At 71.2% G+C, this 26,213-nt stretch carries 28 protein-coding genes and 1 tRNA gene; 14 read left to right on the top strand and 15 right to left on the bottom strand.

Annotation, left to right across the window (positions count from 1 at the left end):
• Nucleotides 1-45: 45 nt before the first annotated feature.
• The 7 genes from VGE38_RS07495 to VGE38_RS07465 are packed head-to-tail and all read right to left on the bottom strand — an operon-like array spanning nucleotide 46 to nucleotide 2,920.
• The gene (locus VGE38_RS07495; RefSeq protein ID WP_331141908.1) at nucleotides 46-180 is read right to left on the bottom strand and encodes a hypothetical protein; all 135 of its coding nucleotides are present in this window, start codon (nucleotides 178-180) and stop codon (nucleotides 46-48) included.
• Nucleotides 177-437, bottom strand: a complete 261-nt coding sequence (locus tag VGE38_RS07490) for a hypothetical protein (RefSeq protein WP_331141907.1) — start codon at nucleotides 435-437, stop codon at nucleotides 177-179. The genes VGE38_RS07495 and VGE38_RS07490 overlap by 4 nt, the downstream gene beginning before the upstream one ends.
• 40 nt (nucleotides 438-477) lie before the next feature.
• Complete coding sequence (locus VGE38_RS07485) at nucleotides 478-861, bottom strand: hypothetical protein (RefSeq protein ID WP_331141906.1); 384 nt, start codon at nucleotides 859-861, stop codon at nucleotides 478-480.
• Complete coding sequence (locus VGE38_RS07480) at nucleotides 858-1,703, bottom strand: hypothetical protein (protein ID WP_331141905.1); 846 nt, start codon at nucleotides 1,701-1,703, stop codon at nucleotides 858-860. Before VGE38_RS07480 ends, VGE38_RS07485 begins: the two co-directional genes overlap by 4 nt.
• A gap of 25 nt (nucleotides 1,704-1,728) precedes the next feature.
• Complete coding sequence (locus tag VGE38_RS07475; protein ID WP_331141904.1) at nucleotides 1,729-2,445, bottom strand: hypothetical protein; 717 nt, start codon at nucleotides 2,443-2,445, stop codon at nucleotides 1,729-1,731.
• Nucleotides 2,442-2,639, bottom strand: a complete 198-nt coding sequence (locus VGE38_RS07470; protein WP_331141903.1) for a helix-turn-helix domain-containing protein — start codon at nucleotides 2,637-2,639, stop codon at nucleotides 2,442-2,444. Before VGE38_RS07470 ends, VGE38_RS07475 begins: the two co-directional genes overlap by 4 nt.
• Complete coding sequence (locus VGE38_RS07465; RefSeq protein ID WP_331141902.1) at nucleotides 2,636-2,920, bottom strand: helix-turn-helix domain-containing protein; 285 nt, start codon at nucleotides 2,918-2,920, stop codon at nucleotides 2,636-2,638. Before VGE38_RS07465 ends, VGE38_RS07470 begins: the two co-directional genes overlap by 4 nt.
• Before the next feature lie 178 nt (nucleotides 2,921-3,098).
• Here VGE38_RS07465 and VGE38_RS07460 point away from each other — a divergent pair, with 178 nt between their 5' ends.
• Both VGE38_RS07460 and VGE38_RS07455 read left to right on the top strand, forming a co-directional pair.
• Nucleotides 3,099-3,713 carry a helix-turn-helix domain-containing protein gene (locus tag VGE38_RS07460; RefSeq protein ID WP_331141901.1) on the top strand — a complete coding sequence of 205 codons (615 nt, stop codon included), beginning with the start codon at nucleotides 3,099-3,101 and terminating at the stop codon, nucleotides 3,711-3,713.
• Between the two features lie 98 nt (nucleotides 3,714-3,811).
• A complete protein-coding gene (locus tag VGE38_RS07455) occupies nucleotides 3,812-4,240 on the top strand; it encodes an ImmA/IrrE family metallo-endopeptidase (protein ID WP_331141900.1) in 429 nt (142 codons plus the stop codon).
• On the opposite strand, the gene VGE38_RS07450 is transcribed toward VGE38_RS07455, so the two are convergent.
• A tRNA-Lys gene (locus VGE38_RS07450) sits at nucleotides 4,192-4,332 on the bottom strand. The genes VGE38_RS07455 and VGE38_RS07450 overlap by 49 nt on opposite strands.
• Before the next feature lie 184 nt (nucleotides 4,333-4,516).
• Between VGE38_RS07450 and VGE38_RS07445 the strand changes: the two genes are divergently transcribed.
• Nucleotides 4,517-6,358 (top strand): hypothetical protein, encoded by a 1,842-nt coding sequence (locus VGE38_RS07445; RefSeq protein ID WP_331141899.1) that lies wholly within the window; start codon nucleotides 4,517-4,519, stop codon nucleotides 6,356-6,358.
• 13 nt (nucleotides 6,359-6,371) lie between these two features.
• Here the strand turns inward: VGE38_RS07445 and VGE38_RS07440 are convergent, their stop codons facing one another.
• Together VGE38_RS07440 and VGE38_RS07435 are read right to left on the bottom strand one after the other, a co-directional pair.
• A complete protein-coding gene (locus VGE38_RS07440) occupies nucleotides 6,372-8,090 on the bottom strand; it encodes a DUF8823 domain-containing protein (protein ID WP_331141898.1) in 1,719 nt (572 codons plus the stop codon).
• A complete protein-coding gene (locus VGE38_RS07435; protein ID WP_331141897.1) occupies nucleotides 8,087-9,127 on the bottom strand; it encodes a phosphatase PAP2 family protein in 1,041 nt (346 codons plus the stop codon). The genes VGE38_RS07440 and VGE38_RS07435 overlap by 4 nt, the downstream gene beginning before the upstream one ends.
• Before the next feature lie 17 nt (nucleotides 9,128-9,144).
• Between VGE38_RS07435 and VGE38_RS07430 the strand changes: the two genes are divergently transcribed.
• The 4 genes from VGE38_RS07430 (at nucleotide 9,145) to VGE38_RS07415 (ending at nucleotide 12,097) form a co-directional block, all read left to right on the top strand.
• Nucleotides 9,145-9,585: a GNAT family N-acetyltransferase gene (locus tag VGE38_RS07430; protein ID WP_331141896.1), complete on the top strand. Its 441-nt coding sequence runs from the start codon at nucleotides 9,145-9,147 to the stop codon at nucleotides 9,583-9,585.
• A 138-nt stretch (nucleotides 9,586-9,723) separates the two neighbouring features.
• The gene (locus VGE38_RS07425) at nucleotides 9,724-11,241 is read left to right on the top strand and encodes a sulfatase family protein (protein ID WP_331141895.1); all 1,518 of its coding nucleotides are present in this window, start codon (nucleotides 9,724-9,726) and stop codon (nucleotides 11,239-11,241) included.
• A gap of 300 nt (nucleotides 11,242-11,541) precedes the next feature.
• Nucleotides 11,542-11,745 (top strand): cold-shock protein, encoded by a 204-nt coding sequence (locus VGE38_RS07420; RefSeq protein ID WP_114776160.1) that lies wholly within the window; start codon nucleotides 11,542-11,544, stop codon nucleotides 11,743-11,745.
• A 196-nt stretch (nucleotides 11,746-11,941) separates the two neighbouring features.
• Entirely contained in the window at nucleotides 11,942-12,097 is a 156-nt protein-coding gene (locus VGE38_RS07415) for a hypothetical protein (RefSeq protein WP_331141894.1), read from the top strand.
• Between the two features lie 13 nt (nucleotides 12,098-12,110).
• On the opposite strand, the gene VGE38_RS07410 is transcribed toward VGE38_RS07415, so the two are convergent.
• Nucleotides 12,111-13,211, bottom strand: coding sequence for a hypothetical protein (locus tag VGE38_RS07410; RefSeq protein WP_331141893.1), 1,101 nt, complete (start codon nucleotides 13,209-13,211; stop codon nucleotides 12,111-12,113).
• Nucleotides 13,212-13,231: 20 nt separating this feature from the next.
• On the opposite strand from VGE38_RS07410, the gene VGE38_RS07405 reads away from it, so the two are divergent.
• From VGE38_RS07405 to VGE38_RS07380, 6 genes are all read left to right on the top strand, one after another.
• Complete coding sequence (locus tag VGE38_RS07405; protein WP_331141892.1) at nucleotides 13,232-14,161, top strand: NUDIX hydrolase; 930 nt, start codon at nucleotides 13,232-13,234, stop codon at nucleotides 14,159-14,161.
• Between the two features lie 218 nt (nucleotides 14,162-14,379).
• Nucleotides 14,380-15,483 carry a phosphate ABC transporter substrate-binding protein PstS gene (locus tag VGE38_RS07400; RefSeq protein WP_331141891.1) on the top strand — a complete coding sequence of 368 codons (1,104 nt, stop codon included), beginning with the start codon at nucleotides 14,380-14,382 and terminating at the stop codon, nucleotides 15,481-15,483.
• Nucleotides 15,484-15,579: 96 nt separating this feature from the next.
• Nucleotides 15,580-16,548 (top strand): phosphate ABC transporter permease subunit PstC, encoded by a 969-nt coding sequence (gene pstC / locus VGE38_RS07395; protein ID WP_331141890.1) that lies wholly within the window; start codon nucleotides 15,580-15,582, stop codon nucleotides 16,546-16,548.
• Nucleotides 16,545-17,597 carry a phosphate ABC transporter permease PstA gene (gene pstA, locus VGE38_RS07390; protein WP_331141889.1) on the top strand — a complete coding sequence of 351 codons (1,053 nt, stop codon included), beginning with the start codon at nucleotides 16,545-16,547 and terminating at the stop codon, nucleotides 17,595-17,597. The genes pstC and pstA overlap by 4 nt, the downstream gene beginning before the upstream one ends.
• A 15-nt stretch (nucleotides 17,598-17,612) precedes the next feature.
• Nucleotides 17,613-18,392 carry a phosphate ABC transporter ATP-binding protein PstB gene (pstB, locus tag VGE38_RS07385; RefSeq protein WP_331141888.1) on the top strand — a complete coding sequence of 260 codons (780 nt, stop codon included), beginning with the start codon at nucleotides 17,613-17,615 and terminating at the stop codon, nucleotides 18,390-18,392.
• A 229-nt stretch (nucleotides 18,393-18,621) separates the two neighbouring features.
• On the top strand, nucleotides 18,622-19,647 hold the full coding sequence (locus tag VGE38_RS07380) for a hypothetical protein (RefSeq protein ID WP_331141887.1): 1,026 nt from the start codon (nucleotides 18,622-18,624) through the stop codon (nucleotides 19,645-19,647).
• A 95-nt stretch (nucleotides 19,648-19,742) separates the two neighbouring features.
• On the opposite strand, the gene VGE38_RS07375 is transcribed toward VGE38_RS07380, so the two are convergent.
• The 3 genes from VGE38_RS07375 to VGE38_RS07365 form a co-directional block, all read right to left on the bottom strand.
• Nucleotides 19,743-20,744, bottom strand: a complete 1,002-nt coding sequence (locus tag VGE38_RS07375; protein ID WP_331141886.1) for an inorganic phosphate transporter — start codon at nucleotides 20,742-20,744, stop codon at nucleotides 19,743-19,745.
• Between the two features lie 40 nt (nucleotides 20,745-20,784).
• Nucleotides 20,785-21,402: a DUF47 domain-containing protein gene (locus VGE38_RS07370; RefSeq protein WP_331141885.1), complete on the bottom strand. Its 618-nt coding sequence runs from the start codon at nucleotides 21,400-21,402 to the stop codon at nucleotides 20,785-20,787.
• 76 nt (nucleotides 21,403-21,478) lie between these two features.
• Entirely contained in the window at nucleotides 21,479-23,650 is a 2,172-nt protein-coding gene (locus VGE38_RS07365) for an RNA degradosome polyphosphate kinase (RefSeq protein ID WP_331141884.1), read from the bottom strand.
• Between the two features lie 94 nt (nucleotides 23,651-23,744).
• Between VGE38_RS07365 and VGE38_RS07360 the strand changes: the two genes are divergently transcribed.
• A complete protein-coding gene (locus tag VGE38_RS07360) occupies nucleotides 23,745-24,812 on the top strand; it encodes an alpha/beta hydrolase (RefSeq protein ID WP_331141883.1) in 1,068 nt (355 codons plus the stop codon).
• Between the two features lie 23 nt (nucleotides 24,813-24,835).
• Here VGE38_RS07360 and VGE38_RS07355 read toward each other — a convergent pair.
• A partial coding sequence (locus tag VGE38_RS07355; protein WP_414690901.1) for a coiled-coil domain-containing protein occupies nucleotides 24,836-26,213 on the bottom strand: 1,378 nt, incomplete at its 5' end.

Here is a 26,213-nt window from a genome sequence, read left to right as displayed (position 1 = left end):
CTTGACCTCGGACGCACGCCATCCCCAAGCGCGCGCCCGAGGGGTCTAGGTGGCGCTCGCGGTGACGATGGCTGCGACGGTCACGCCGTAGATGACGACGAGCGCGAGGAGGAGAGCGACGGTCGTCACGAGGCGGGCCGTTGGGCGCTTGGCGCGCGGTCCAAAAGCTGGCGCGATCACGACTGAGCCTCGGCAGCGAGCCGGTCGAGCCCGATGTAGTTCACGGCGCAGTTCACGCACACGACGTGGACGACGGGGCGCGTTCCGCCGACCGCGTCGTGACCAGGGAAGGCGACGGATCGGACGTACTGCTCGCCGGGCTGGACGGCCGACAGGCACGGGTATGGGTAGTGGTCCCTGATGCTGCACCTGTGACGCTTTCGAGCGGTCACCAGCCGGGCGGTGTAGCAGTGCTCGCGGTAGACGGTCGTGGTCATGACGCCTTCCTCGGGGTGTAGGTGTGGACCATCTCGGCGCTCATGCCGCACCTCGCAGCCGGTACACACCGGAGTCGTGGTGCGTGTTGCGGCCCACGGCATCGGCGGAGGACTCGCGCTTGATCTCGACGAGCAGCCCCTGAGCCTTCGCCTTCTTGACCAGCGAGCCGATGTGCTTGTGGAAGATCCGCCCGCGAATGATCGGTCGCACGTCGTTCCAGCGAACGACGCCGCCGACAGCCGCCTGACGAAGCGCCGACACGAACACCGACCACTCGTCCGACTCGCGACGGGCACGCAGCCGGCGGATCTCGCAGGACGTGCACACCGGGGCGTCACACAGGAACGCGGCGTAGTCGATGGTGTCGCCGCATGCGTCGCAGAGGGGGCGGGTGGTGGGGGGGTGGAGGGTGGGGGCGGTCATCGCTGCCACGACCTGGGGTCCGGGATCTTGGCCGACGTCGAGATCTGGAGCGACGTGATGCGGCCGTCGCGGGCGTAGTAGTTCCAGCCCTTGATCAGCAGCGCCAGGTAAGCGCGCTGGGCATACTGGGATCGCTTGTGTCGCAGCTGGCGGAGTCGCGAGTCGACAGCAAGGACAGCGCTACCCGCGGGCTCGCCGGTTCGGTACGCGAGCTGGTGGAGGTAGTGGTCAGCGACCGGCGCTCCCGCAGCCTCGGAGATGATCCAGTGCGCCGCAGCCAGGACGCTCGGGGCGGCGTCGATCTTCGACTTCACTCCGGCGACGAACGAGACCGAGTGGCGGATGAGTGGGTGCGCGTCGACGAACTCCTGGATCTCGGTCGGGCTGACGGCCTGGGCCTTGGAGTCCTTGTAGATGCGTCCGTCGCTGTAGACGATCGCGAGCTTCCCGGATGCGGCGAGCAGGTGGGCCGACTTCTCCCCCGCGAACCCGAGGGCGTCCGCCGCGGTGCGGGAGGTGCCGATGTCCATCGACTTCATGGACTCGGGCGGCATGTTGCGGATCGTGAGCATGGTGATCGTGACGCCGGACTTGACGATCGCGTGGAGGCGATGCTGGCCGTTCAGCAGCGTGCCGTCGGGCGCGAAGCAGATGGCGTCATTCGAGAGGGACCAGCGGCCGGCGGCCATGTCGTTCGCGAACTGGTTGACCTTGGCGACGCGGAGGGAGCGGTTGACCTTGTTCTCATTGAGCCAGCGCTGCGCGGTTGTCGGGTCCACGGGGACATAGGCGACCGACGGCTTGACGATCGGCACGACGGCCGAAGTGGCGAGCTGAGACATGCTTTCTGCTACCTTTCGAAGTGGATTAAGCGAGTCGGTCGAGGGCCTTGGACAGCAGCTCGACTGCACGGAGAAGGTCGACGCGATGCTTCGCGCCGACCTTCTCGGCGTTCTGGGGGAACCGGTCGTCCTCGACGAGCCGGTCGATCCGCTCGACGACCTTCGTCAGGTCGTAGGCCGCGTTGAAGAAGGCGTCCGGGAGCGGCTTGCGCGGAGGTGTGCGCACTGCCTGCCCGGCGGCCTCGCGTGCCTTGCGGGCGACGTTGGCGCGGGAGAGGTTGCCCTCGGCCTTCGCGGCGTCGATGGCGGCGTCGAAGGCGGCGGCCTCAGGGATCTCGTCGGCGAGCGTCAGGATTCCCGGCTTTCCATCACGGGCGTACAGCTCGCCCGTGGTGCCATAGTCAGTGACTCTCTTGACTTCTCCCAGGGAGAAGTCCGGCGCGGGACCCTGCTTGGCAATCTCGCCCTCGGACTGCCCTTTGCGGATCGCGCGACCGAGCGCCCACTCAGCGCGCCGCACGGCCTCGGCGGCGAGCTCCTGCGCCTCCCGGGACATGCCGAGTTCCTTGGTGGCTGTGGCGACCGTGGCGACCTTCGCCTTCGTAGTGGCGATCTCGGAGATGGGCATCTCGTCGAGCGCAGTCGTCAGCGCCGTGATGGCCTGACTCAGCATCGCTACGGCGGCGGGCTCCTCGGGGTGAACCTCGACGATCTCGCCGGTCTCGGTGTTGACGACGGTCATCGGTCCTGGTCCTCCTCAGAGCCGACGCGGACGAGGGCGCGGAACCACTCGTCCATGTCGTCGGCATGGATGCGGATTGCGCGACCCACGCGATGGGCGGGCAGCTGCTGCTTGTTGATGGCGTCGCGCACCGTGGTCTCACTGACCTCGTAAGCGGCGGCGGCCGAGCGAACCGAGTAGGCCTTCTGACTCACAGGCCCGACGCCTTCTTAAGCGGGATCCCCGGCTCGACAGGCTTGACGAGCGGCCCCTGCCAGACGAGCAAGGGGTCCAGTCCGAGGGCGATTGCCCATGCGGTCAGTAGCCGGTCACTAGCGACCTTGTTGCCGTTCTCGACGTTCGAGACGCCGGCGTTGGTGATCGGAACGCCCTGCTCACGGATCCGCTCAGCCAGTTGCTCCTGGGTGAGGGTCGTGAGCTTGGTCCGAACCTCCTTGAGGCGAACCATCGGGCCGAGGGGCTCAGTTGCAGGCATGTATCGATAGTGAGCGACAAGTAGCGACAAGTCAAGCCGGGGACTCGATATTTCCCGACAACTTGTCGCTGACCTGCGGAATCACATCGATGTAAGGCCTGACCTGCTCTAATCAATCATCGGTAACTTGTCGCTACTCGACTGGACTTGTCACGGGTTGTGTCGGCACGCTGGGCACATGGCAGAAACTGGATGGCAAGCGATCGGCCGGATCGCCAAGGCCCGACGCGAACGACTGGGGTTGAACCAAGACGAGCTCGCTCAGTACGGCGGCCCAAAGGTCGCGACCGTCGGGAAGTTCGAGAGGGCCGCTCAGGAGTCGTTCCCTCTGCGGACCCAGCACCAAATCGAGAAGGCGCTCGGCTGGTCGCGTGGGACTATCGAGCAGGTCGTCGGGTCGATCAACGAGGGCACCCTGACGGCTGCGGACTGGGAGCACGACCTCGTCGTCGAAGACGTGCCCGACATGAGTCGCCCGATCGTTCCGCCGGCTGAAGACGGAAGCAGCAGTGATGCCGTCGAGGTCTTCGCCAGCGTCTTCCGACTCATTCCGGACGAGCGTCAGGACGAGGCGTTGCGAGCGGCGCTCATGGCGATCTTCCCTCACCTAGACACCGCGGGCGCCACCCATCTCGGCCGTGGACTTCGCTCAGCCTTCCCTCCGCGAGGAGGTGATGGATATGCCGACGCAGACGCAGGAGGTTCCGCCCCCAATAGGGCCGACCTCGAGTTGATCGCTCACGACGAGGAGCACGCAATCGAGGACGAGCAGGGCCACGACGAGACGCCGTAGTGTCGGCGGCCCCTGCCACCATCTGCTGCCTGGCAGCGCCCGCCAACCAGGAGCGGTCGGCCAGCGGAGAACGGAGTGGCAGGGGCCATGAAGCGTCGGTGACTCGGGATCGACTTGATGCGGTGTTCCAGCACTGTGCCGATGTCGGGATCCATGTCGAGTGGGATGACCTCGGGTGCTACCGCCGCGGCGGATACGACTGGCGCAGCGGCAAGATCTACCTCAGCCTCCGCCTGACCGCCGCCCAGGCAGTCTCTACTCTCGTTCACGAGATCGGCCACCACCACTTCGGCGACCGCTGTTCATCGCCAGCAGGGGAGCGCCGGGCGTGGGAGTACGGCGCTGCGTTCCTGATCTCGCCGGCTGAGTATCGAGCCGCCGAAGCGCAGGCTGGGCATCATGTCGCCGCTCTGGCGATCGAGCTCGGCGTCACGCCGAAGCTGATCGAGGCGTGGCGGCGGTGGTGGAAGACCCGCGGTCACCTGCTGCCCGAGTTCGCCAGCCTGGCTGACAACGAACTCGCCTAGCGCCGTTTGGCTACAACGTAGGCTGTCAAACGGGCGATTCCACGCTCAGCGCCCGCGGATTAAAAGTCCGATGCTCTGCCAATTGAGCTAAGGGCCCGGCGGTGAGGAGGCTAGTCGGCACCCACCCCGCGGCAACCGTCGGGTCGGTCTTCACCCGATCGGGCCGCGGTTCCGAGCACGGCCAGGGCCCCGGCGTCCAGCATCCGCGCCGTCCTGCTAAGTTAAAACATTTCGCCGGAGTCTCACCACCGGTCCGCAGGGACCGATGGGTCAGGTGTGGAACTCTCATCTCGTGTCGCCCCGCTCGGGTCGGTGACGCTCGCGATCGGCCTCTTCGGGGCCGGGCTCGGGCCGGCGTACGCCGAGAACACCGCCGCGCCACCGGGGCCGGCCTGCGCCGCGCCGCTGCTCGACGAGGCCGTCCCGGCGGCTGAGGCCCTCGAGCACCTGACCAGCCGGGAGGAGCGGGCCGCCGCGGCCCTCAACGCGACCAGTGTCGCCGAGCTCGCGGAGCACGCCCGCGCCGACGACGCCCTGTGGCTCGACGAGTGCGGCCGGACGCTGTTCGTCGACGAGGCGCACTCGCCCGCGGTCCAGGCAGGCACCCAGGCAGGCACCCAGTCAGGCCCACAGACCCAGGCCGCCACGACCGCGCCGCTCGTGCCGCTGGAGGAGACCTTCACGCTCGCCTCCCGTCCGGGGTCGAAGCGGACCGTCTACCTCGACTTCACGGGCCACACCGTCACCGGGACGGCCTGGAACTCGGCGGTCGGCCAGGGGTCGTTCACGGTGCCGCCGTACACCATGGACACCAGCGCCGGCTTCAGCGCGACCGAGCTGACCCAGATCCAGCGGGCGTGGGCGATCGTCGCCGAGGACTACGCCCCCTTCGACGTCAACGTCACCACCGCGGACCCGGGCACAGCGGCCATCGACCGCTCGAGCGCGGCCGACGACACCTACGGCGGTCGCGTGGTCATCACCGCCGGCGGACCCGTGTGGGAGGCCAACGGTCGTCCCGGCGGCATCTCCTACACCGGCATCCTCGACTACTACAGCACCTGGGGCCGTCCGGGCCACGGCTACTACCAGCCGTCGTGGGCCTTCACCAACGGCACCGGCACCGACGGCAAGGGGGTCGGCGAGGCGGTCGCCCACGAGCTCGGCCACGCCTTCGGGCTCAGTCACGACGGCCTCGGTGACAACCCGTACTACCGCGGCAACGGCACCTGGGCGCCCATCATGGGCGCCGGCTACTACGCCCCGGTGACGCAGTGGTCGGCCGGCGAGTACGCCGGCGCCACCAACACCGAGGACGATCTCGCCGTCATTGCCGGCGTCGCGGCGTACGTCGGCGACGACCACGCGAACACCGCCTCGGGCGCGACCTCGCTCGACGCCGACGGCGCCAGCGGCCTGATCAGCCGGCGCGGCGACCGGGACACGTTCGTGTTCGCCGCGGCCGGCAGCACACAGGTCGCGGTCACGCCGACCGCCCTGCAGCCCGACCTCGACGTCGCGCTCACCGTCCGCGACAGCGCCGGCCGGGTCGTCGCCAGCGCGGACCCGGCCGTGGGCCGTCGGACGAGCAGCACGGCGAGCGGTCTCGACGCCGCCGTCGGCTTCGAGGCGCCGGCCGACGGGGCATGGTTCACCGCGGTCGTCGACGGCACCGGCTACGGGGACCCGGCCACCGCGGGGCAGTACAGCGACTACGCCTCGCTGGGTGCCTACCGGATCACCGTGGGGGCGCCGGGGACCGGCACGATCGACCCCGACCAGGTGCCGTCGCAGTACCGAGGGCCGATCACGACGACGGTTGCGCCGACCGGCCCGATGACCGGACCGCTGACGTTCCGGCGCGCCCGGCTGGGGGCGGCCCGCGTCGGCCGGCGCTACCGCGGCGTGGTGACGATCGCCGGCGCCGCCGAGCGGGTGCGCTGGACCCGCCGCGGACGGCTGCCCGCCGGCATCCGGGTGCGGGTGCTGGAGCGTGGCACGAAGGTCGCGCTGAGGGGCAAGCCCCGCCAGCCCGGGCGCTACACGTTCGTGCTCCGGGGTGCCGACGACTCCGGCCGCACCGTCGCGCGCACCTTCCGCCTCGTCGTCCGGAGGTAGAAGCGACGCGTGATCACTCCGCGGGGCAGGTCGTGCCGCGGCGCAGCCCGTAGGGGGCGGCGATCCGGTAGAGACCCGCGCGCGGCGCGTGCAGCACGACCCACTCCTGCGCCGGTGGGCCGGGGTCGAGCTCCACGCTCAGGCAGCCGTTCACGTTCTCCGCGGCACTGACCGGCGGCGGGATGGGCTCCCGCTCCGCGTCCACCAGGGTCAGCCAGGGCGAGGTGGGGATACGGGTCCGGATCGTCGCCGGCCGCACGACGAACAGCACCAGCTCGGCCTCGTCGAACTTCACCAGCTGCGCCGGCGCCGACACCAGCGCGGTCGGCTCGGCCACCTCGTAGATCCGCCACTCCTCGTGCGACCACACCTCCCGCAGGTACGGCAGCCCGGCGGCGACCAGCGCCGCCTCCTCGACCGCAGCCGCGTCCGGCGTACCGGGCGCGAGGACCACGAACCGCACCGCCCACCGGTCCAGCCAGGCCCGGTAGGAGTCGGCGGTCAGCGGCACCTCCGGGTCGTAGAAGAGCGGGTGGCGCTCGGCGTCGGCCTGCCGGTTCCAGCCCCGCGCCAGGTTGACGTACGGCGCCAGCGCGGCCGCCTCGCGGTGGCTGCGGGTCGGGACGACCTCGACCCGGCCGAGCCGCGCGTGCCGCTCCTGCAGCGCCCGCACCACCCGGCCGGTGTCGGCGGACCAGGCGGCGTCCGGTGCGGTGGTGAGCACGTCGCGGGCGGCCACGCCGACCTGCCAGCACAGCGACATCACCAGCGCCAGCGCGAGCAGCGGCCGCAGCGAGCGGCGTACGCCGGTCACGGCCGCCGCGACCAGCAGCACCCCGCCGAAGAGCAGGCCCATCCGGGTGACGTTGGTGCCGATCGGAGAGGGCAGCAGCCATGCCGCGAGCACCGCGATCAGGTAGACCAGCGTGCCGAGCCGGACGGCGGTCCAGCCGCGCGGCACGAGCACCAGCACGAGCACGCCCATCAGCAGCGGCAGGATGACCGAGGCCCAGCCGATCGGCTGCTCGCCGGAGAACGGGAAGAGCCAGGTCGAGATCAGCACCACCGCCACCGGCGGCACGCCGAGCGCGTACGCCGCCGCCCGTCTGCGGCCGAGCCAGAGCCCGGCGGCCACGATCCCGAGGAACAGCCCGGCGACCGGGCTGCCGGCCGTCGCCAGGCCCGCGAAGGCAGCGGCGAGCGCGCCGCGGGGGAGCCGTCGCCGCAGCTCGTCGGTGCGCCAGTGCGACGGCCAGGAGAAGACCACGGCCAGTGCGGCGAGCCCGAACAGCATGCCGAGCCCGAACGTCACCCGGCCCGAGACGGCGTTGCCCAGCAGTGCGACCGCCCCGGCCAGCGACGGCAGCAGCGGCCGCGGGACCGCCTTGCTGCGCACCAGCAGTAGGGCGAGCAGCGCGGCGGAGACGGTGCCGGCCACGATCATCGTGGTGCGGACACCGAGCAGCGCCATCACGTAGGGGCTGACGATGCTGTAGGAGACCGGGTGCATGCCGCCGTACCACGCCAGGTTGTAGGCGCTGCCCGGGTGGGCACGGGCGAACTCCGCCCAGGCGTCCTGGGCGGCGATGTCACCGCCGCTGTTGGCCAGCAGCAGCCACCACAGCACGTGCAGCACGCCGGCCACGACGAGCGTCGTCGCGACGGGATGGGTGACCAGCGTCCGCAACCGGACGCGCGTCCGGGCGTACGGCCGGAACGAAGGCGGGCTCACGGCACTCGGCGGCGCAGCCCCACCACGGTGACGTGGGCCAGGGCGACGGCGAGCACGGCCAGGACGATGCCGCCGACGTCGTCGATGGTGAAGTGCCAGCCCCAGTAGATCGTCGACACCATCACCGCGGCGAGGTAGACGGCCAGGACGCCGCCCAGCCACCGGTGGCCGTAGTAGAACGCCATCAGCATGATCATGCAGGTGAAGCCGGTGTGCAGGCTTGCGAAGGCGGAGATGCTGACGAACGTGTCCGGCGCCTGCGGATCGGCGAGGAACGCCGCACGCTGCTCGAGGTACTCCGCCCAGGTGTCGGTGATCGGGGTGTGCGGCAGGCCGGTGAAGTCCTCCGCGGCGGTCGCGAACGGCCCCAGGCTCGGGATCAGGTAGTAGCTGGCCGTGCCGAGCACCCAGGTCCACATCGCGGCGGCCAGGAAGACGTAGCCGCGGCGGATCGTGCGGGTGAAGACCAGCGCGCACAGCAGCGACCAGGGCACCAGGTAGGTGAACGACTTGTAGACGACCATCAGCACCCAGGCGGCGCTGTCGCGGCCGAGCAGGTCGTGCAGCAGCACCCACGGCGCCTCGCCGAAGAGCCGCTCGTCGAGCGCGATCAGGTCCGCGTCGCGGGGCGTGTTGAAGGCGTCCCAGCTCTTGAGGTTGCGGTAGCTCAGATACACGAGGTGGTACGCCGCCAGCCCGCTGACCATCAGCGCCAGCCGCTCCCAGCCGCACCGCTCGCGCACCGTGGCCAGGACCGAGGCCCGGCTCCAGCCGCGCCGGTGGGTGCGCCAGACGGCGTCGAGCAGCAGGGCGAGGACGAGCAGGGTCAGCGCCGTGCTGAGCCGGTCGCGGAAGATCCGGCCACCGGGGTCCTTGAAGGCGACATCGACGACCGCGGAGCGCCACACCGCCACGGCGCCGAACGCGACGACCAGGAGCCATACCGCCAGGACCGGGCGCAGCACGGCCGCGCGCGGGCGCACCGTCTCCTCCTGATCGGGGACGGGAAGCAGCTCGTCAGCCGGGATGCTCGCCACGGGGGCATGCTAGGCCCATGGACAGCGGCAGCAGGGGAGATCTGATCGTCGTACGGCCGGCCACGTCGGAGGACGTGCCGGTCCTGGTGTCGTTCTGGGCGGTGGCCGCCGAGAACGAAACGCGGTCGGGCGACGGCTCGACGGCGGTCCATGCCCTGCTCGACCGCGATCCCGAGGCGCTGCTCGTCGCCGAGCTCCACGACGAGATCGTCGGCACGGTCGTGGCCGGCTGGGACGGCTGGCGCGGGCACGTGTACCGGCTCGCGGTCTCCCCGCGGCACCGTCGACGCGGCATCGGCACGGCCCTCCTGACCGCGGCGGAGGCCCGGCTGCGGCGGCTGGGAGCCAGCCGCTTCGAGACGATGCTGCTCGACGGCAACGAGCTGGGCCGGTCCATGTGGGAGGCCGGCGGCTACACGGCGCAGGAGGAGTGGCGGCGCTGGGTCAAGCAGGCCTGAGCGGCCCGGTCCCAGCCGCTGAGAATCCGCGGGCGTGTCCCGCGTCGTTGGGGCGCGGCGGAGCAGGGCGGCGGGTTAAGATCCGGTTTCCGCCGTACCGGGGTAGTCCCCGCTTGAGATCCACAGGGGAGTTCCCGCTTGACCACGTCGCGCTTGCGCGCTTCGACGGCCTGGCTCGTTGCCGTCGTGCTCGCCGTCCTGCTCCTGACGGTGCCGGACCACTCCGGCGCCTCGTCGGCCCTCGCGAACGCGGCCGACCGGGCGGTGCCGCGGCCCAACATCGTCCTGATCACGACCGACGACCAGACGCTGACCGACCTGCAGTGGATGCCGCTGACGCGGTCGCTGCTCGGCGCGCGCGGGACGACGTTCACGAACATGATCTCGCCGCACCCGCTGTGCTGCCCGGCGCGCGCGGAGATCCTGACGGGGCAGTACGCCCAGAACAACGGCGTCCGGGCCAACAAGCGCAAGCTGCTCGGTGGGTATGAGCTGCTGCGCGACCCGCACGACACGATCGGGCACTGGTTGCAGGACGCCGGCTACCAGACCGCCTTCGTCGGCAAGTTCCTCAACGACTACAAGGCGACCGAGTCCGCGCGCCCGGCCGGCTGGGACGTGTGGAACCCGTTCGTCGCCAACCCCTACCGCTACTTCGGCTACACCCTGTGGGAGGACGGCCACCCGCAGACCTACCCCGACGTGCACAGCGCCGACATGGTGGCGCGCCGTACGAACGAGTACATCCGCGACTTCGCGCGTGACGACGCGCCGTTCTTCATCTGGGCCTCGCAGGTCGCCCCGCACGGCGAGTGCCGGCCGGAGAACGAGGCGAACTGCTCCGCGCTCGCGAAGCCGGCCGCCCGCCACGCCCGCCTGTTCCGCCGCGCCTGGGCTCCCGAGACCCGCCTGGGCTCGTTCAACGAGGCCGACGTGAGCGACAAGCCGCGCTACATCCGCGCCCGGCCCGCCGCGTCGATCAAGCGGGTCAACCGGAACTTCCGCAGCCGGATCCGGTCGCTCCAGGCCGTGGACGAGGGCGTCGCGTCGACCGTCGCCGCGCTGGAGGCCACCGGCGAGCTGGCGAACACGCTCATCGTCTTCGTCTCCGACAACGGCTACCTCTTCGGGCAGCACCGGTACGTCGGCAAGATCGTCCCCTACGAGGCGTCGCTGCGGGTGCCTCTGCTGATGCGTGGGCCCGGCGTACCGCAGGGCGCCATCCGCTCGCAGACGGTGTCGATGGTCGACATCGCCCCGACGCTGGTCGACGCCGGCAACGCGCTGGCGACCCGCCGCATGGACGGCGAGAGCATGCTGTCGGTCGCCCGTGACAACGCGCCCCGGGCCACCACCCACCTGATCCAGGGCGGGCCGCGCAGCGTCCGCGAGGTGCGCGTCGGCTGGTTCTACCGGGGCGTGCGCACCGAGCGCTACACCTACATCCGCTACGCGCTGACCGGCTTCGTCGAGCTCTACGACCGGGCGGCGGACCCGGGTCAGCTGCGCAACGTCGCCCGGCTGCCGGCGTACGCCGGCGTGCTGGCCGAGATGCAGAGGCGCGCTGCCGTGCTGCAGCCGTGCTCGGGGCTCGCCTGCCGCATCGACTTCGGCGCCGACCCCGCCCCCGCCCGACACCGCTCGGTCTCGCGCTGAGTCACCCGGTGAGCATCCCGGCAACTGCGCGGTCGTGAGGACGTCGTCCGACGTTCATCGACGCCTGGGGAAATTCGTCCGTCCAGGGGTTTCACGCAAGGCCAGTGTTGGTAGTGTCCTGTCTGCAACAGGTGCAAGTTCCAGCTGGTCTGACGCCTGCGGAGTTTGTGATCCAACGGCGTTTCTGCTCTGTGCTTTCCGTTCGGAAGGGACACCACAGGTCGGAGCGACGTGTCACCGCATCTGGTGCGGGGTCGTCGAAGTGGCGGCCTCTCGCCCCGACTAAGGAGTAACAGAGCAATGGCTCAGGGCACCGTGAAGTGGTTCAACGCCGAGAAGGGCTTCGGCTTCATCGCTCAGGAGAACGGCGGCGACGACGTCTTCGTTCACTACTCGGCGATCCAGACCAACGGCTACAAGTCGCTGGACGAGAACCAGAAGGTCGAGTTCGACGTCACCCAGGGCCCCAAGGGCCCGCAGGCGGAGAACGTCCGGCCTCTCTGAGACGGATCTTCGACGCGAGGCCTCGCCCTTCCGGGGGCGGGGCCTCGTGCTGTTCCCGGGTGGGTGGTCTGGCGGGTGGTCTGGCCCAGCGGCGGGGGAATCCCCCGATTGTGTGGCTCGGATCCCGTTTCGACCTACGCTGGAGGGGGTAAGAGGCCCGCAGGGCATCCGCGCGCGATCAGGGAGGCACATACCCGTGCACGATCAGTTCGACGTCACGCTCGAGGACGCCGACCTGCTCGGCGAGGTCGAGCTCACGACCAACCTGATCATCGCCGCCAGCGAGGCCGACGAGCATCTCAGCACCGACCAGATCGACGAGATCCTCGGCGTCGTCCCGCGCGCGTCCTGACGCCGGGCCCGCTTCAGCAGGACGCGAAGAGCACCGGTCCGCTGCTGAGGTCGGACAGCACGTACGCGCCCTCGACCGGGTCGAGTTCCATCGTCACGACGCTGCCGCTCGCCCGGACCTCGCCGAGCTCGAACCGGTCGGCGAAGTCGCCACCCTGGCCCGGCGCGGGGCCGCTCGCCAGCGTCGCCCGGGCGTCGGCGTCGCCCACCGCCTGGTCGTGGTGCTCGAAGCCGAGCACGACCCGCACCCTGGCGTCGGTCGAGCCGTCCTCGTCGGTCGAGCCGTCCTCGTCGGTCGAGCCTTTCGAGACCACCCCCATCGCGAACGACGCGAGCGGGCTCACCCCTCCCGCCTGTCGGACCAGCTCCTCGCCCTGAGCCTGGTCGGTGTCGTCGCCGCCGCTCAGGGCGAGCGCCGAGCAGGCGTGGTCGCCGGTGTAGACGACGGCTGAGAGCGGCTCGCCCAGCGCGTCCGCGGCGTTCGTGACGGGTTCCTCGGGGTCGCCGTCCTCGGCCAGCGCCTCCCGGAGGTACGCGAGCGCGTCGCTGGCCAGCAGCCGGTCGTCCTCGACCGCCACGTAGGTGAACTCAGGGGCGATGCCGAGGGCACCCTGCAGCGCGGCGCCGTCCCAGATCTCCCCGTCGCGCTCGTAGCCGGCGCGGTCCAGCGCCCGGGTGACCCGGTCGGCGTCGCCCGAGCGGAGCCCGACCACGACCAGCGCACCGTCGTCGGCCTGCGCGAAGAGCTCCCACGACGCCGTCGCCGGCGAGACACCCAGGCTCTCCGCGAGGCCGGCCGCGGAGTCCACCATGGCCGAGGTCGAGGTCAGGTCCGCCGTGTGGCCGGCCTCGAGCAGGTCGGGGAGCGCGGCGGGTCGCGCTGGCACGTCCAGCTGTCGACGTACGGCGGCCCAGTCGGTCCACAGGTAGCGCTGGGTGTCGTCCGGCGCGAGCGCCATCGCCCGCAGCAGCGGCGAGCGGTCGCCCGACCGCCAGACCACGACCGCGGCCAGCGCCCCCACCAGGAGAGCGACGACGACCACCCCGCCGACGACCAGGAGCGTGCGGCGACGGCGGGCGGGGGACTGCTGCGGCGTGGTTTGCGGGGTGGTCATCGGATGTGACACTAGGCCCCATGCCGACCCAGTCCCGGCAGGCCCCGGGAGCCCGTGTCGTGTCCGGTGCGTCCCCCGACGGTCGTCTGGTGGTCGCGGCCGGCGCGGTCGTGTTCCGGACCGGCCGTCGTGAGGTGCTGCTGGTGCACCGGCCGAAGTACGACGACTGGGCCTTCCCCAAGGGCAAGCTCAACCGCGGCGAGCATCCGGCGGTCGCGGCCGTCCGCGAGGTCGAGGAGGAGACCGGGCTGCGGGTGCGGCTCGGCCGGCCGCTCGGTGACCAGGAGTACCCCGTCAGCCGCGGCAGGAAGCGGGTGCACTACTGGGTCGCGCGCGTGGCGCACGGCGTCGACGACGACGTGTCCGGCTATGCGGCCAACGACGAGATCGACGAGGTCGCCTGGGTGCCGGTCGAGGAGGCCCGCCACCGGCTCAGCTACGAGGTCGACCGGGCCACCCTCGCCGAGGCCGTCGCGGCCGGCAAGCGGACCGAGACCCTCCTGGTCGTCCGCCACGCCGTGGCGCGCTCCCGCGACGGTTGGCGCCGCGACGACCGCCTCCGGCCGCTCCTGGCCCGCGGTCACCGACAGGCAGAGCAGCTGGTGCCGCTGCTGGCGGCGTACGACGTCCGCCGGCTCGTCTCCTCGACCAGCGCGCGCTGCAGCCAGACCCTGCTGCCCTACGCCGAGACGACCGGCACGGTTCCCGAGCTGGTCGACGTGCTCACCGAGGAGGGCGCCGGCCGCGACCGGGTGGCTCGGCTCGTCCACGACCTGCTCGCCGCCCTGGAGGAGAGCGGTCCGACGGCGCTGTGCACCCACCGCCCGGTGCTGCCCCAGGTCTTCGACGCGCTCGGTGTGAGCGTCGACGAGCTCGCCAAGGGCGAGCTGGTCGTGGTGCACCTGCGGCGCGGCCGGGTCCTCGCCGTCGAGCGCCATCGGGTCGGCTGACCGGGGCGCGGAATCCCCGGTTAACCGGTGAAACTTGAACTTCGGGGGCGTTGCAATGCCCCCGAAGTCGCGGAATCCCCGGTTAACCGGGGATTCCGCGGGCGCCGTCGCTGAGCCGGCACGCCGAGTTCATCCCTCGTTCACCGACGCCCCGGGGTCCGGTCACCTCGCCTCCTTAGGTTCGCTGCGACAACGTCAGAAGACACAGGAGAATCGAAGTGAGCACCACTTCCATCCGCCGGGCGATCGTCCCCGGTGTCGCGGCACTCGCGTTCGCGCTGACCTCGTGCAGCGCCGGCAACGAGGGCGACACCGGCACGGAGGGCGGCGACGCCGCCGCCAGCCTGTCCGGCACGCTCCAGGGCGGCGGCGCCTCCTCGCAGGAGAAGGCGCAGGCCGCCTGGGTCGCCGGCATCCAGGACGCCAACCCCGACCTCACCGTCAACTACGAGCCCGTCGGCTCCGGTGGCGGTCGCGACAACTTCATCAGCGGCGGCTACGCGTTCGCCGGCACCGACTCCGCCCTCGACGACGACGAGGGCGAGCTGACCGCGGCCACCGAGCGCTGCGACGGCACGTCGCCGATCCAGGTCCCGGGCTACGTCTCGCCGATCGCGGTGGTCTACCACCTCCCCGGCGTCGAGGGCCTGCAGCTGGACGCCGCGACCATCGCGGGAATCTTCGCCGGCACAATCGAGACGTGGGACGACCCGGCCATCGCCGCCACCAACGAGGGCGTCGAGCTCCCCAGCACGGCCATCACCCCCGTCCACCGCTCCGACGACTCCGGCACCCAGGAGAACTTCACCGCCTACCTCGCCGAGGCCGGCGGCTGGGAGCACGAGCCCGACGGCGTGTGGCCGGAGGGCCTCGGTGGCGAGGCCGGCGACGGCACCTCCGGCGTCGTCGGTGCCGTCCAGGCCGGCGAGGGCACCATCGGCTTCGTCGACGACTCCGCCGCCATCGCCAACGACCTCTCGCGCGTCGCGGTGAAGGTCGGCGAGGAGTACGTCGAGCCGTCGGCCGAGGCCGCTGCCGCCGTCCTCTCCGTCTCGGAGCCGGCCGGCCTGACCGACACGGACCTGGCCGTCGACCTGGCCCGCGACACCACCGAGTCGGGCGTCTACCCGATCGTGCTGGTGTCCTACCTGCTCGCCTGCCAGAGCTACGAGGACGCCGCCGAGGCCGACCTGGTCCGGGGCTACCTGTCCTACGTCCTCTCCGACGAGGGCCAGGCGGCCGCGGCCGAGGAGGCCGGCTCCGCCCCGCTCGACGAGGAGACCGCGACGAAGGCGCGCGAGCTGATCGACGCCATCAGCTGAGCCCGCGGGCGTGCGGCAGTCCAGGACCACCGGGCTGCCGCACGTCCACGAGGTTCACCCGGCTGGACCCAGCCACACCGTCAAGGAGTTCCATTCGTGACCAGCACCATCGACGCCCCGCCCGAGGCGTCGCCGCCCTCGTCGACAGCGTCGCTCGAGGGGCGCACGACCGCCGGCGACCGCGCCTTCCGCGGCCTCGCCGTCGGCGCGGGCTGCCTCATCATGGTCGCCCTGGCGGCCGTCTTCCTGTTCCTGGGCCTCGAGGGCGCTCCGGGCGTGAGCGCGGACGAGCAGCACTACGACGGGAAGGGGTCGTTCCTCGGCCTCGTCGGCCCGCTCGTCTTCGGCACCACGTACGCCGCGGTGCTGGCGCTCATCATCGCCGTGCCGTTCGCGATCGCGATCGCGCTGTTCATCTCGCACTACGCCCCGCGGAGCATCGCGACACCGCTCGGCTACGTCGTCGACCTGCTGGCCGCCGTACCGTCGGTGGTCTTCGGCCTCTGGGGCGGTCTCGCGCTCGGGCCCGCCATCCGGCCGTTGCACGGCTGGCTGCACGACCGGCTCGGCTGGCTGCCGTTCTTCTCCGCTGAGCCGTCGGCCACCGGCCGCACGCTGCTGACCGCGGGCGTCGTGCTGGCGATCATGATCCTGCCGATCATCACCGCCCTGTGCCGGGAGATCTTCAGCCAGACGCCGACGCTGCACCAGGAGGCGGCGCTCGCGCTCGGTGCCACGCGCTGGGAGATGATCCGGTACGCCGTCTTCCCGTACGCGCGCTCGGGCATGGTCTCGGCCGTGATGCTCGGCCTGGGCCGGGCGCTGGGCGAGACGATGGCCGTGGCGATGGTGCTCTCCTCCACGCCGCTGGTGACGCTGACGATCATCGGCAGCGACAACCCCCGCACGATCGCGGCCCACATCGCCCAGAACTACAAGGAGACGACGCCCGACAAGGTGGCCGTCCTCATCGCCTGCGGCCTGGTGTTGTTCGCGTTCACCTTCGGGGTCAACGCGCTCGCCCGCTGGATCGTCGGCCGGTCCGAGCGGAGGCAGCGCGCATGAGCACCCCGGCACCCACCCGTCCGTCGGTCTCGCCCCTGGAGGCGCCGCGGCTGCCGCGCAGCGCGCCCGCCATCGTGGCCGCCATGGCGGTCGCCCTCGGTGCGCTGGCCTGGCTGCTCGGCACCGGCCCGGTCACAGGTCTGGTGATCGCCGCCGCGGCGTACCTCCTCGTCCTGCCGCTGTGGTCGGCCGTCGTCGAGAACCGCCGCGCGGCGACCGACCGGCTCGTGACCGGGCTGGTGTGGGCCGCGTTCGGCGCGGCCCTGGTCCCGCTGCTCTGGCTGGTGTGGATGGTGGTCGACCGTGGCCTCTCCACCATCAACCCGCAGTTCCTGACCTACTCCATGCGCAGCGTGATCGGCGACGAGCAGGGCGGGCTCTACCACGCGCTGATGGGCACGCTGGTCATCACCGGCGTCGCCACCCTCATCTCGGTCCCGGTTGGCGTGTTCGCCGCGATCTACCTCATCGAGTACGGCCGCGGCACCCGGATGTCGCGCGCGATCACCTTCCTCGTCGACGTGATGACCGGCATCCCGTCGATCGTGGCCGGCCTATTCGCGTTCGCGCTGTTCGCGCTCTTCCTCGGCCCCGGCCGGTTCGGCCTGGCGGGTGGCGTGGCGCTCACGCTGCTGATGATCCCGACGGTGGTCCGCTCCACCGAGGAGATGCTGAAGCTGGTGCCCGACGACCTGCGCGAGGCGTCGTACGCCCTCGGAGTGCCGAAGTGGCGCACGATCGCGAAGGTGGTGCTCCCGACCTCGGTCGCGGGCATCGTGACCGGCGTCGTGCTGGCGATCTCCCGCGTCATCGGCGAGACCGCGCCGCTGCTGGTGGCCGCCGGCTTCACCAACAACCTGAACCTCAACCCCGCCGACGGATCGATGATGACGCTGCCGGTCTTCATCTACACCCAGTACACCCAGTCGACCGAGAAGGGCTTCGCCTACGCCTGGGGCGGGGCGCTGGTGCTGATCGCGATCGTCATGGTGCTCAACCTGGCCGCGCGCCTCGTCGGCAAGATCCTCGCCCCCAAGACCGGGCGCTGAAAGAGAGAAACCCCTGTGGCAACCAGCATCGACGTCTCCGACGTCTCCATCTACTACGGCGACTTCAAGGCGGTCGAGGGCGTCTCGATGTCGATCAAGCCGCGCTCCGTCACGGCTTTCATCGGCCCCTCCGGCTGCGGCAAGTCCACCTTCCTGCGGACGCTGAACCGGATGCACGAGGTGATCCCCGGCGCGCGCGTCGAGGGCCAGATCACGCTGGCCGGGCGGGACATGTACGCCCCGGGCGTCGACCCCGTCGCCGTACGCCGGCAGGTCGGCATGGTCTTCCAGCGGCCCAACCCGTTCCCGACGATGTCGATCTACGACAACGTGCTGGCCGGTAACCGGCTCAACGCCAAGCGGCTGTCGCGGTCGGACGCCGACGCGATCGTCGAGCGCTCGCTGCGCGGCGCTAACCTGTGGAACGAGGTCAAGGACCGCCTGAACAAGCCCGGCATGGGGCTCTCCGGCGGCCAGCAGCAGCGGCTGTGCATCGCCCGCGCGATCGCCGTCGAGCCGCAGGTGCTGCTCATGGACGAGCCCTGCTCCGCGCTCGACCCGATCTCGACCGCCGCGATCGAGGACCTCATCCACGAGCTGAAGTCCGACTACACGATCGTGATCGTCACCCACAACATGCAGCAGGCCGCCCGGGTCTCCGACGAGACCGGCTTCTTCAACCTCAAGGCCACCGGCCAGCCAGGTCACCTGGTCGAGTTCAACCCGACCAAGAAGGTCTTCACCAACCCCGACAACGAGGCGACCGAGGCGTACATCTCCGGCCGCTTCGGCTGAGCCGACTGTCTCTCTCGCTGGCGCTCGACCGTGCGGGCACCTGACATCTCCAACCGCGACACGCCGGACTTCGGTTGGGACGGTCAGGTGCCCGGCGGGTCTGGCGCGGGCACCTGACCTCCCCAACGGCGACACGCCGGCAGGCCGTTGATCAGGTCAGGTACGCCGGCGCGGCGGCTCTGTGGATGACGGCCGACGCCCTCCGGAGAACCGGCGCATGCTCTGCGCCATGGACCCGTCACACATCACCCGGGCCGGGATCGTCCTGCCGGTCCGCGTCGACTCGACCGGGGTCGACGGCCCGAAGTACCGCGAGATCGCGACATCGCGCTGGCGTGCGTGCGGCGGTGGCTGGCACGTGCCTTCGTCGGTCGAACCGACGCGCGAGCAGCGCATCGTCGAGGCGGCCTGCGCCATGCCGACGACCGGAGCGGTCACGGGCTGGGCGGGCCTGGCTTGGGGCGGGGGTCGCTACTTCCCGGGTGTGACGGGCGGCGGCCGGCTCCTGGACGTGCCGGTGGCGCTCGACAACAGGCGGCGCATCCGCCCCCGGCCCGGCGTCGAGCTGTGCGAGGAGTTTCTCAAGGGTGAGGACATCGAGGTGCTCGACGGCCTTCCGATCACCCGTCACGAACGCTCGGTGTGCCGTCTGCTGCGCACCACCGCCAACCTCGAGGAGCGGGTACGGGTGCTGGACATGGCGGCCTTCGACGACCTGTGCTCGCCCCAGGAGGTGCTGGACTACGCCGTGCTCAGGCTCGCCGGGCGCCCGCACGTCTCACGGATCTGGCAGGCCGTGCCGCTCGCCGACGAGAACGCCTGGTCGCCGGCCGAGGTGGCGCTGCGGATGGAGTGGCGCGCGCAGGTCAGCTGGGCCGGCCTGGTGACGAACGCGCCGTTGTTCGACCTCGCCGGCAACCACCTCGCGACGCCGGACCTGATCGACCCGCGCGCCGGTGTGGTCGGCGAGTACAACGGTGCGGAACACGACGAGGAGGGTCGCGCCGTGCGCGACCTGGACCGGGAGGAGCGCTACCGCGACCACGGTCTCGAGCCGGTGGTGATGATCGGGATGACACGTCGCTCGAGGGCGGGCTTCGCGGCACGGTTGCGGTCGGCGTACGAGCGGGCCGCCCGCCGCCGTACGCCGGCGACATGGACCCTCGAGCACCCCGACTGGTGGGTCGACACCTCCAGGGTCCAGCTTCGCCGGGCGCTGACCGACGCCCAGCGGAGCGTCTGGCTCAAGCGTTAGCTGGTGCCACCAGCCGAGAACTGGACGGGCACCTGACCTTCTCAACCACCTGTCGGCGTGTCGCGGTTGGGGAGGTCAGGTGCCAGCGCCACCGATCACGGCAGCTGGAAGACGTACTTGCACAGCCAGTAGGTGAGCGCAGCCACCGAGCCGGCGGCCGGGAAGGTGAGCACCCACGCCATGAGGATCGACTTCGCGACACCCCAGCGGACGGCGGAGAAGCGCTTGGTGGCGCCGACGCCCATGACCGCGGAGGTGATGGTGTGCGTGGTGGAGATCGGCGCCTCGACGACGTACGCCGTCGTGTAGAGCACCGACGCCGCGACCGACTCCGCGGCGAAGCCACGGGCGGGGTCGAGGTGGATGATCCGCCGGCCGAGGGTGCGCATGATGCGCCAACCGCCGGACCAGGTGCCGAGCGAGATCGCCGCGGCGGCGGCGAAGATGACCCAGAAGGGCAGCCCCTCGCTCTCGGCGACGTAGCCGCCGGTGAGCAGCGCCAGGAAGATGACGCCCATCGTCTTCTGGGCGTCCTGCAGACCGTGGCCGAGCGCCATGGCGGCGGCCGAGATGGTCTGCGCGACGCGGAAGCCCCGCATCGCCTTGTGCTGGCTGCTGCGGCGGAAGATCCACATGATCGCGAGCATCACCGCGAAGCCGAGCCCGAAGGCCACGAACGGCGAGACGAACATCGGGATGACGACCTTCTCCACGACCGTGTCCCAGCTGACCCCGACGCCGGCGGCCAGCGCCGAGCCGACCAGGCCGCCGATGAGGGCGTGGGAGGAGGACGAGGGCAGGCCGAAGTACCACGTGATGAGGTTCCACGCGATCGCGCCGAGCAGACCGGCCATCACGATCGTGAGGCCGTGTGACCCGTCCGGTGGGGAGATGGTGTCGGAGACCGTGTGGGCGACCTTCTGGCCGAGGAAGGCACCGACGAAGTTCATCACCGCTGCGAGGAACAGCGCGACGCGGGGCGTGAGCGCCCGGGTGGAGACGGACGTGGCGATGGCGTTCGCCGCGTCGTGGAAGCCGTTGGTGTAGTCGAAGACGAGGGCGACGACGACGACAGCGATGATGATCGCGAGGTCCATCAGCGCCGGTCCTCCAGCGAGACCGGGGACGTGGGCACGCTCAGGACTCCTTGACGGCGATCTGCTCGACCGTGTTGGCGACCTTCTCGAAGGCGTCGATGGCGCCCTCCAGGGACTCCACGATGTCCTTGAGCTTGAGGACCTCCATCGCCTTGTACTCGCCGGAGAACAGCTTGGCGAGGATGCGCCGGTGGTTCTTGTCGCCCTGATTCTCAAGGCGGTTGATCTCGATCCAGTACTCCTGGAGCGAGCGCATCGAGCGCAGGTTCGGCATGGCCGCGGCGGTCAGCTCAGCGCAGCGCTGGATGACGGTGACCTGGTCGGAGAGCTCGGGCGGGAGGCCGTCGACCTCGTAGACGAGGATCATGTCCACGACCTCGTCCATCTCGTCCATGATGTCGTCGAGCCCGGAGCCGAGGTCGTAGATGTCCTCGCGGTCGAACGGCGTCACGAAGGTGCTGTTGACCCGCTTGACGATCTCGTGCGTGGTCTCGTCGGCGGCGTGCTCGGCCTCGCGCATGCGGCGGGCCACTTCCTCACGGTCGGCACCTTCGGCGAGCATCTCGGCCAGGAGGCCGGCACCGGTGACCAGGTGCGAAGCCGACTGGGTGAACAGGTCGTAGAACGTTGTCTCGACCGGACGAATGCGGAAACGCACGTAGAACTCCTGGGGAGTCGAAGCAGAACGGCCAACATGCTAGGGGAGCATCTGCCGACGCGCGCAACCCGAGGCCTCATCCGCGGCGGCGGCGCTGCCTCTCGATCAGGCACTCCTGCAGGTGTACGGCGCCCCGGTGGTGCGCCCACGAGCCGTCCGCACCGAGGATCCATGCCGAGGTGTCCGGCGCGAACGCCAGGTCGAGAAGGTCGCCGATCTCACGCACGTGGTCCGCGCTGGGCAGCCGCACCAGGACCTCGACGCGGCGGTCCAGGTTGCGGTGCATCATGTCGGCCGAGCCGATCCACGCCACCGGCGAGCCGCCGTTCTCGAACCAGAAGGCCCGGCTGTGCTCCAGGAACCGGCCGAGCACCGAGCGCACCTCGATGGTCTCCGACAGCCCCGGCACGCCCGGACGCAGCGCGCAGATGCCGCGCACCAGCAGCTGCACCGGCACACCGGCCTGGGAGGCGAGGTAGAGCGCGTCGATGACGGCCTCGTCGACCACGGAGTTGGCCTTGAGCCGGATCCGGGCGGGTCGTCCGGCCTGGTGGTGGGCGATCTCGGCGTGCACCTGCTCGATCAGGCCGGTCCGGACGCCGTCGGGCGCGACCAGCAGCTCGTCGTACTTCGCCGAGCGCGACCAGCCGGAGAGGTTGTTGAACAGGTGCGCGACGTCCTCGCCGATCCGCTCGTCGGTGGTGATCAGCCCCAGGTCCTCGTAGAGGCGGGAGGTCTTCGGGTTGTAGTTGCCGGTGCCGATGTGGGTGTACCGCCGGATGCCACCGTGATGCTCGCCCTCGTCGCGCACCACCAACGCCAGCTTGCAGTGGGTCTTGAGGCCGATCAGGCCGTAGACGACGTGGCAGCCGGCCTGCTCCAGCTTCCGCGCCCAGCGGATGTTGGCCTCCTCGTCGAAGCGGGCCTTGATCTCGACCAGCACGAGCACCTGCTTGCCGGACTCGGCGGCGTCGACGAGGGCGTCGATGATGGGGGACTCACCCGAGGTGCGGTAGAGCGTCTGCTTGATCGCCAGCACGTGCGGGTCGGCGGCGGCCTGCTCGATGAAGCGCTGCACGGAGGTGGCGAAGGAGTCGTACGGGTGGTGCAGGAGTACGTCGTGGCGCCGGGCCGCCTTGAACACGTCGACGGGCGCCGCCGACTCCACCTCGGCCAGCCGCGGGTGTGTCGTGGGCACGAACGCCGGGAACTTCAGCTGCTCGCGGCCGAGGTCGGCGATGCCGTGCAGCCCGCGCAGGTCGAGCGGGCCGGGCAGCCGGAACACCTCCTCGGCCGAGACCCCCAGCTCGGAGATCAGCAGGTCGAGCACGGACGCGGTCATGGTCTCCTCGACCTCGAGCCGCACCGGCGGGCCGAACCGGCGCCGCAGCAGCTCCTTCTCCAGCGCGGCGAGCAGGTTCTCGGCGTCGTCCTCCTCGACCTCGAGGTCCTCGTTGCGCGTCACGCGGAAGGTGTGGACCTCCAGCACCTCCATGCCAGGGAACAGCTTCTTCAGGTGCGCGCCGATGACGTCCTCCAGCGGGACGAACCGGTCGTTGCCCAGCGGCACGAACCGGGCGAAGATCGGCGGCACCTTCACCCGGGCGAAGTGCCGCTTGCCGGTCGCCGGGTCGCGCAGCAGCACCGCGAGGTTGAGGCTGAGCCCGGAGATGTAGGGGAAGGGGTGCGCCGGGTCGACCGCCAGCGGCGTCAGCACGGGGAAGACCCGGTCCTTGAAGAGCCGCTTGGCGTACTTGTGCTCGGCCGGCGTCAGGTCGGACCACCGCACCAGCTCGATGCCCTCGTGCCACAGCGCCGGCACGACGTCCTCGGCGAAGACGCGGGCATGGCGCTGGGAGAGGTCGCGCGCGGTCGCCCAGATCTGCTCCAGCACCTCGCGCGGCATCAGCCCGGACGCCGCGCGTACGGCGACACCGGCGGCGATGCGCCGCTTGAGGCCCGCCACGCGGACCATGAAGAACTCGTCGAGGTTGGAGGTGAAGATCGCCAGGAACCGGACCCGCTCCAGCAGCGGCAGCTCGCGGTCCTCGGCGAGCTCGAGCACCCGCTGGTTGAACCGCAGCCAGGACAGCTCGCGGTCCAAGAAGCGGTCCTCGAACTTCTCGACCGCCGCGAGCGCCTCGTGGTCGGGCACGTACGGCGGCTCGACGTCGAACACCTCGGCGGGCGCGAGATCGGGGTTGGTGCCGGCGGTGCCGCCCGCGGCCTGCGGCGCGTCGAGGCTCATGCCGGCCAGTGTGTCACCGGCAGGTGAACGTCGGGTGTCCACGATTCGTGGGACCACCTGCCGCAGTATGTGACTCGGGAGTAAGTTGCGGGCCGTGAGCATCCTGACGCTTCCGAAGAAGGTGGTCGGCACCGCCGTCGCCACCGCCGCGCAGACCGAGGCCGCCGTCTTCACGGCCGCCATGAACCTGCCCGAGCCGGTCCAGCGCCGGCTCGCCGGCCGTCCGGTCCGCATCGACGGGCAGACCCTGGCGACCGACACCCAGCTGATGCTCCGGCTGGCGGCCCTGGCCGGACCGGCCGCGGAGACGCTGCCGATCGACAAGGGCCGGATGGCGATCCTCCGGCAGAGCCGGCTCGCCGGCGGCGTCCAGCCGATCGGCGAGGTCAGCGACCACTGGGTCACCGGCCACAAGGCGCGTCTCTACGTCCCCAGCTCCGCGCTGGGGGAGGCCCCCGGGACCTCGGCTCCGCTGCTCGTCTTCTTCCACGGCGGCGGCTTCATCTACGGCGACCTGGAGTCCCACGACGCCGGCTGCCGCTTCCTGGCCGAGCAGTCCGGCGTCCGGGTCCTCTCCGTCGAGTACCGGATGGGCCCGTCCTGCCCCTTCCCCGCGGCGTACGACGACGCGGTGGCCGCCTTCCGGCAGGTCGTGGCCCGGGCCGAGGAGTTCGGCGCCGACCCGGGTCGCATCGGGGTCGGTGGCGACTCCGCCGGCGGCAACCTGGCCACGCTGGTCGCGCTCGACGCGCGGGAGCAGTGCGCCTTCCAGCTGTTGATCTACCCGGTGGTGCAGTTCGAGGAGGTCACGCGCAGTCGGCAGCTGTTCGGCAAGGGGTTCTTCCTGACCGACGGCTTCATCGAGATCGCCGGCGCCAACTACGTGCCGGCCGGCACCGACCCGCGTGACCCACGACTCGCCCCGCTCCACGCGGAGATCCCGGAGGGGGTGGCGCCGGCGTACGTCTGCACCGCCGGCTTCGACCCGCTCCGCGACGAGGGCGAGGCGTACGCCGAGAAGCTGCGCGCCGCCGGTGTGAAGACCGAGCTCCAGCGCTTCCCCGACCAGATCCACGGGTTCTTCAACGTCGTCGGCTCCGGACGCACCGCCCGGGCCGCGGCCGCCGAGGTCGCCGCCGCCCTGCGCGCCGGCCTCGCCTAGTCCTCGCTGACCGACCAGCGGCCTCAGCGACTCGCGACCTCCGGCCGCCAGCGCAGCAGCTCGCGGGTGAACGCCTCGGCGTCGACGGTCTTGGCGTCGAGCACCACCGTGGTCGTCCCGGGGCGCGACAGCTCGACCCGCCACCGCCGCTGACCGGGTCGGCCGATGACCCGCAGGTCGGTGGCGCGGTCGTAGAGGTCGAACTGGTACCGCGTCGCGCCCTTGCGGACGTCGAGCAGCCCGTCGGCGTTGACCGTGACCTCGGCGGCGTCGTGGTCCTGGCCCGCCAGCGCGAAGGAGCGTACGGCGACCTCGGCCTGCGTCGATGCGGCGCCGTTCTGCGCCTGCCCGTCGCGGGCACCTGACGGATCCGACGGCGACACGCCGGTGGGAGCGTTGGCGATGTCAGGTGCCTGCGCCGCAGGGGAGGAGTCCTCGGCGTCGCGCAGCGCCTCCATCCGTTCCAGCTCGGCGCGGATCCACAGCGTGCCGGTGTCGCTGAGCCCGGGCGGCCGGACGTCGTCGGGCACCTCGGGCGCGACCAGCTCGGACTCCACGACCGGACGGACCGCCGGTGCGGCGGCGAGCGCCTGGTCGGCCCTGCCGGTCTCGACGGCGAGCTGCAGCGCGGTGACCGACCGCTTGGAGCCGCGGTCCTTGAGTGCGGTGACGACCGCGGACCGCAGCGTCACCAGCTCCTGGGCGAGCTCGGCGGCGCGCCGCTCGGCCTCGAGCCGCTCGCGCAGCGCGGTCTCGACCAGCTCGGTGTTGTGTCGGATCGAGGACTCCACCGCCTGACGGTCGATGGCCCGCTGCTCGGCGGCCTCCTCGGCGACGGCCCGCAGCCGGTTGGCCTCGGCCACGGCCTCCTCGGCCTGGCGCCGCAGCTCGAGGGCCTCGTCGACCTGCGCCTGCATGGCGGCCGTGCGCTGCTCGGCCTCCTCGCGCTCGCGCTGGGCCGTACGGGCGGCGTCGGCCTGCGTCTTGGCGGCCTGCTCGGCGGCCTCGCGGGCGGCCTGGGCCACGATCGCGGCCTCCTCGGCCTCGAGCCGCGCGTTGAACGCCTCCATCACCCGCGCGGTGGCGTGCTGCAGATCGGCGAGCGCCTCGGCCCGGGCGGCGTACGCCTGCTCGGCCGCCTCGTGCGCGGCACGGGCGACCTCGGCCTGCTCCTCGACCTTCTTCAGGGCGACCTGGGCGGCCTCGGCGGACTGCTGGGCGAACAGCGCCTGCTGCTGTGCGGCGTCCTCGGCCTCGCCCCGGAGCACGTGCGCGGACTTGGCGGCCGCGGCCGCCGTACGCGCCATCGCCTCCGCGCGGGCGCGCAGGTCGTGCGCGGCGTGGGCGGCGTTGGCCTGCTTGCGGGCCTGCTCCTCGGCTTCCTGCCGGGCGGCGGCGGCC

The sequence above is a fragment of the Nocardioides sp. genome (assembly GCF_036405735.1).
GTDB lineage: Bacteria > Actinomycetota > Actinomycetes > Propionibacteriales > Nocardioidaceae > Nocardioides.
This window is presented reverse-complemented; position numbering and strand designations above follow the sequence as displayed.

What these genes read in the sequence shown, in the direction of transcription:
- VGE38_RS07380 (WP_331141887.1), top strand. Translation starts at nt 18,622, where the DNA reads ATGGACCCGTCACACATCACCCGGGCCGGGATCGTCCTGCCGGTCCGC.
- VGE38_RS07475 (WP_331141904.1), bottom strand. Translation starts at nt 2,445, where the DNA reads ATGACCGTCGTCAACACCGAGACCGGCGAGATCGTCGAGGTTCACCCC.
- VGE38_RS07365 (WP_331141884.1), bottom strand. Translation starts at nt 23,650, where the DNA reads ATGAGCCTCGACGCGCCGCAGGCCGCGGGCGGCACCGCCGGCACCAAC.
- VGE38_RS07460 (WP_331141901.1), top strand. Translation starts at nt 3,099, where the DNA reads ATGGCAGAAACTGGATGGCAAGCGATCGGCCGGATCGCCAAGGCCCGA.
- VGE38_RS07375 (WP_331141886.1), bottom strand. Translation starts at nt 20,744, where the DNA reads ATGGACCTCGCGATCATCATCGCTGTCGTCGTCGTCGCCCTCGTCTTC.
- VGE38_RS07480 (WP_331141905.1), bottom strand. Translation starts at nt 1,703, where the DNA reads ATGTCTCAGCTCGCCACTTCGGCCGTCGTGCCGATCGTCAAGCCGTCG.
- VGE38_RS07465 (WP_331141902.1), bottom strand. Translation starts at nt 2,920, where the DNA reads ATGCCTGCAACTGAGCCCCTCGGCCCGATGGTTCGCCTCAAGGAGGTT.
- pstA (WP_331141889.1), top strand. Translation starts at nt 16,545, where the DNA reads ATGAGCACCCCGGCACCCACCCGTCCGTCGGTCTCGCCCCTGGAGGCG.
- VGE38_RS07410 (WP_331141893.1), bottom strand. Translation starts at nt 13,211, where the DNA reads ATGACCACCCCGCAAACCACGCCGCAGCAGTCCCCCGCCCGCCGTCGC.
- VGE38_RS07490 (WP_331141907.1), bottom strand. Translation starts at nt 437, where the DNA reads ATGACCACGACCGTCTACCGCGAGCACTGCTACACCGCCCGGCTGGTG.
- VGE38_RS07485 (WP_331141906.1), bottom strand. Translation starts at nt 861, where the DNA reads ATGACCGCCCCCACCCTCCACCCCCCCACCACCCGCCCCCTCTGCGAC.
- VGE38_RS07420 (WP_114776160.1), top strand. Translation starts at nt 11,542, where the DNA reads ATGGCTCAGGGCACCGTGAAGTGGTTCAACGCCGAGAAGGGCTTCGGC.
- VGE38_RS07405 (WP_331141892.1), top strand. Translation starts at nt 13,232, where the DNA reads ATGCCGACCCAGTCCCGGCAGGCCCCGGGAGCCCGTGTCGTGTCCGGT.
- VGE38_RS07430 (WP_331141896.1), top strand. Translation starts at nt 9,145, where the DNA reads ATGGACAGCGGCAGCAGGGGAGATCTGATCGTCGTACGGCCGGCCACG.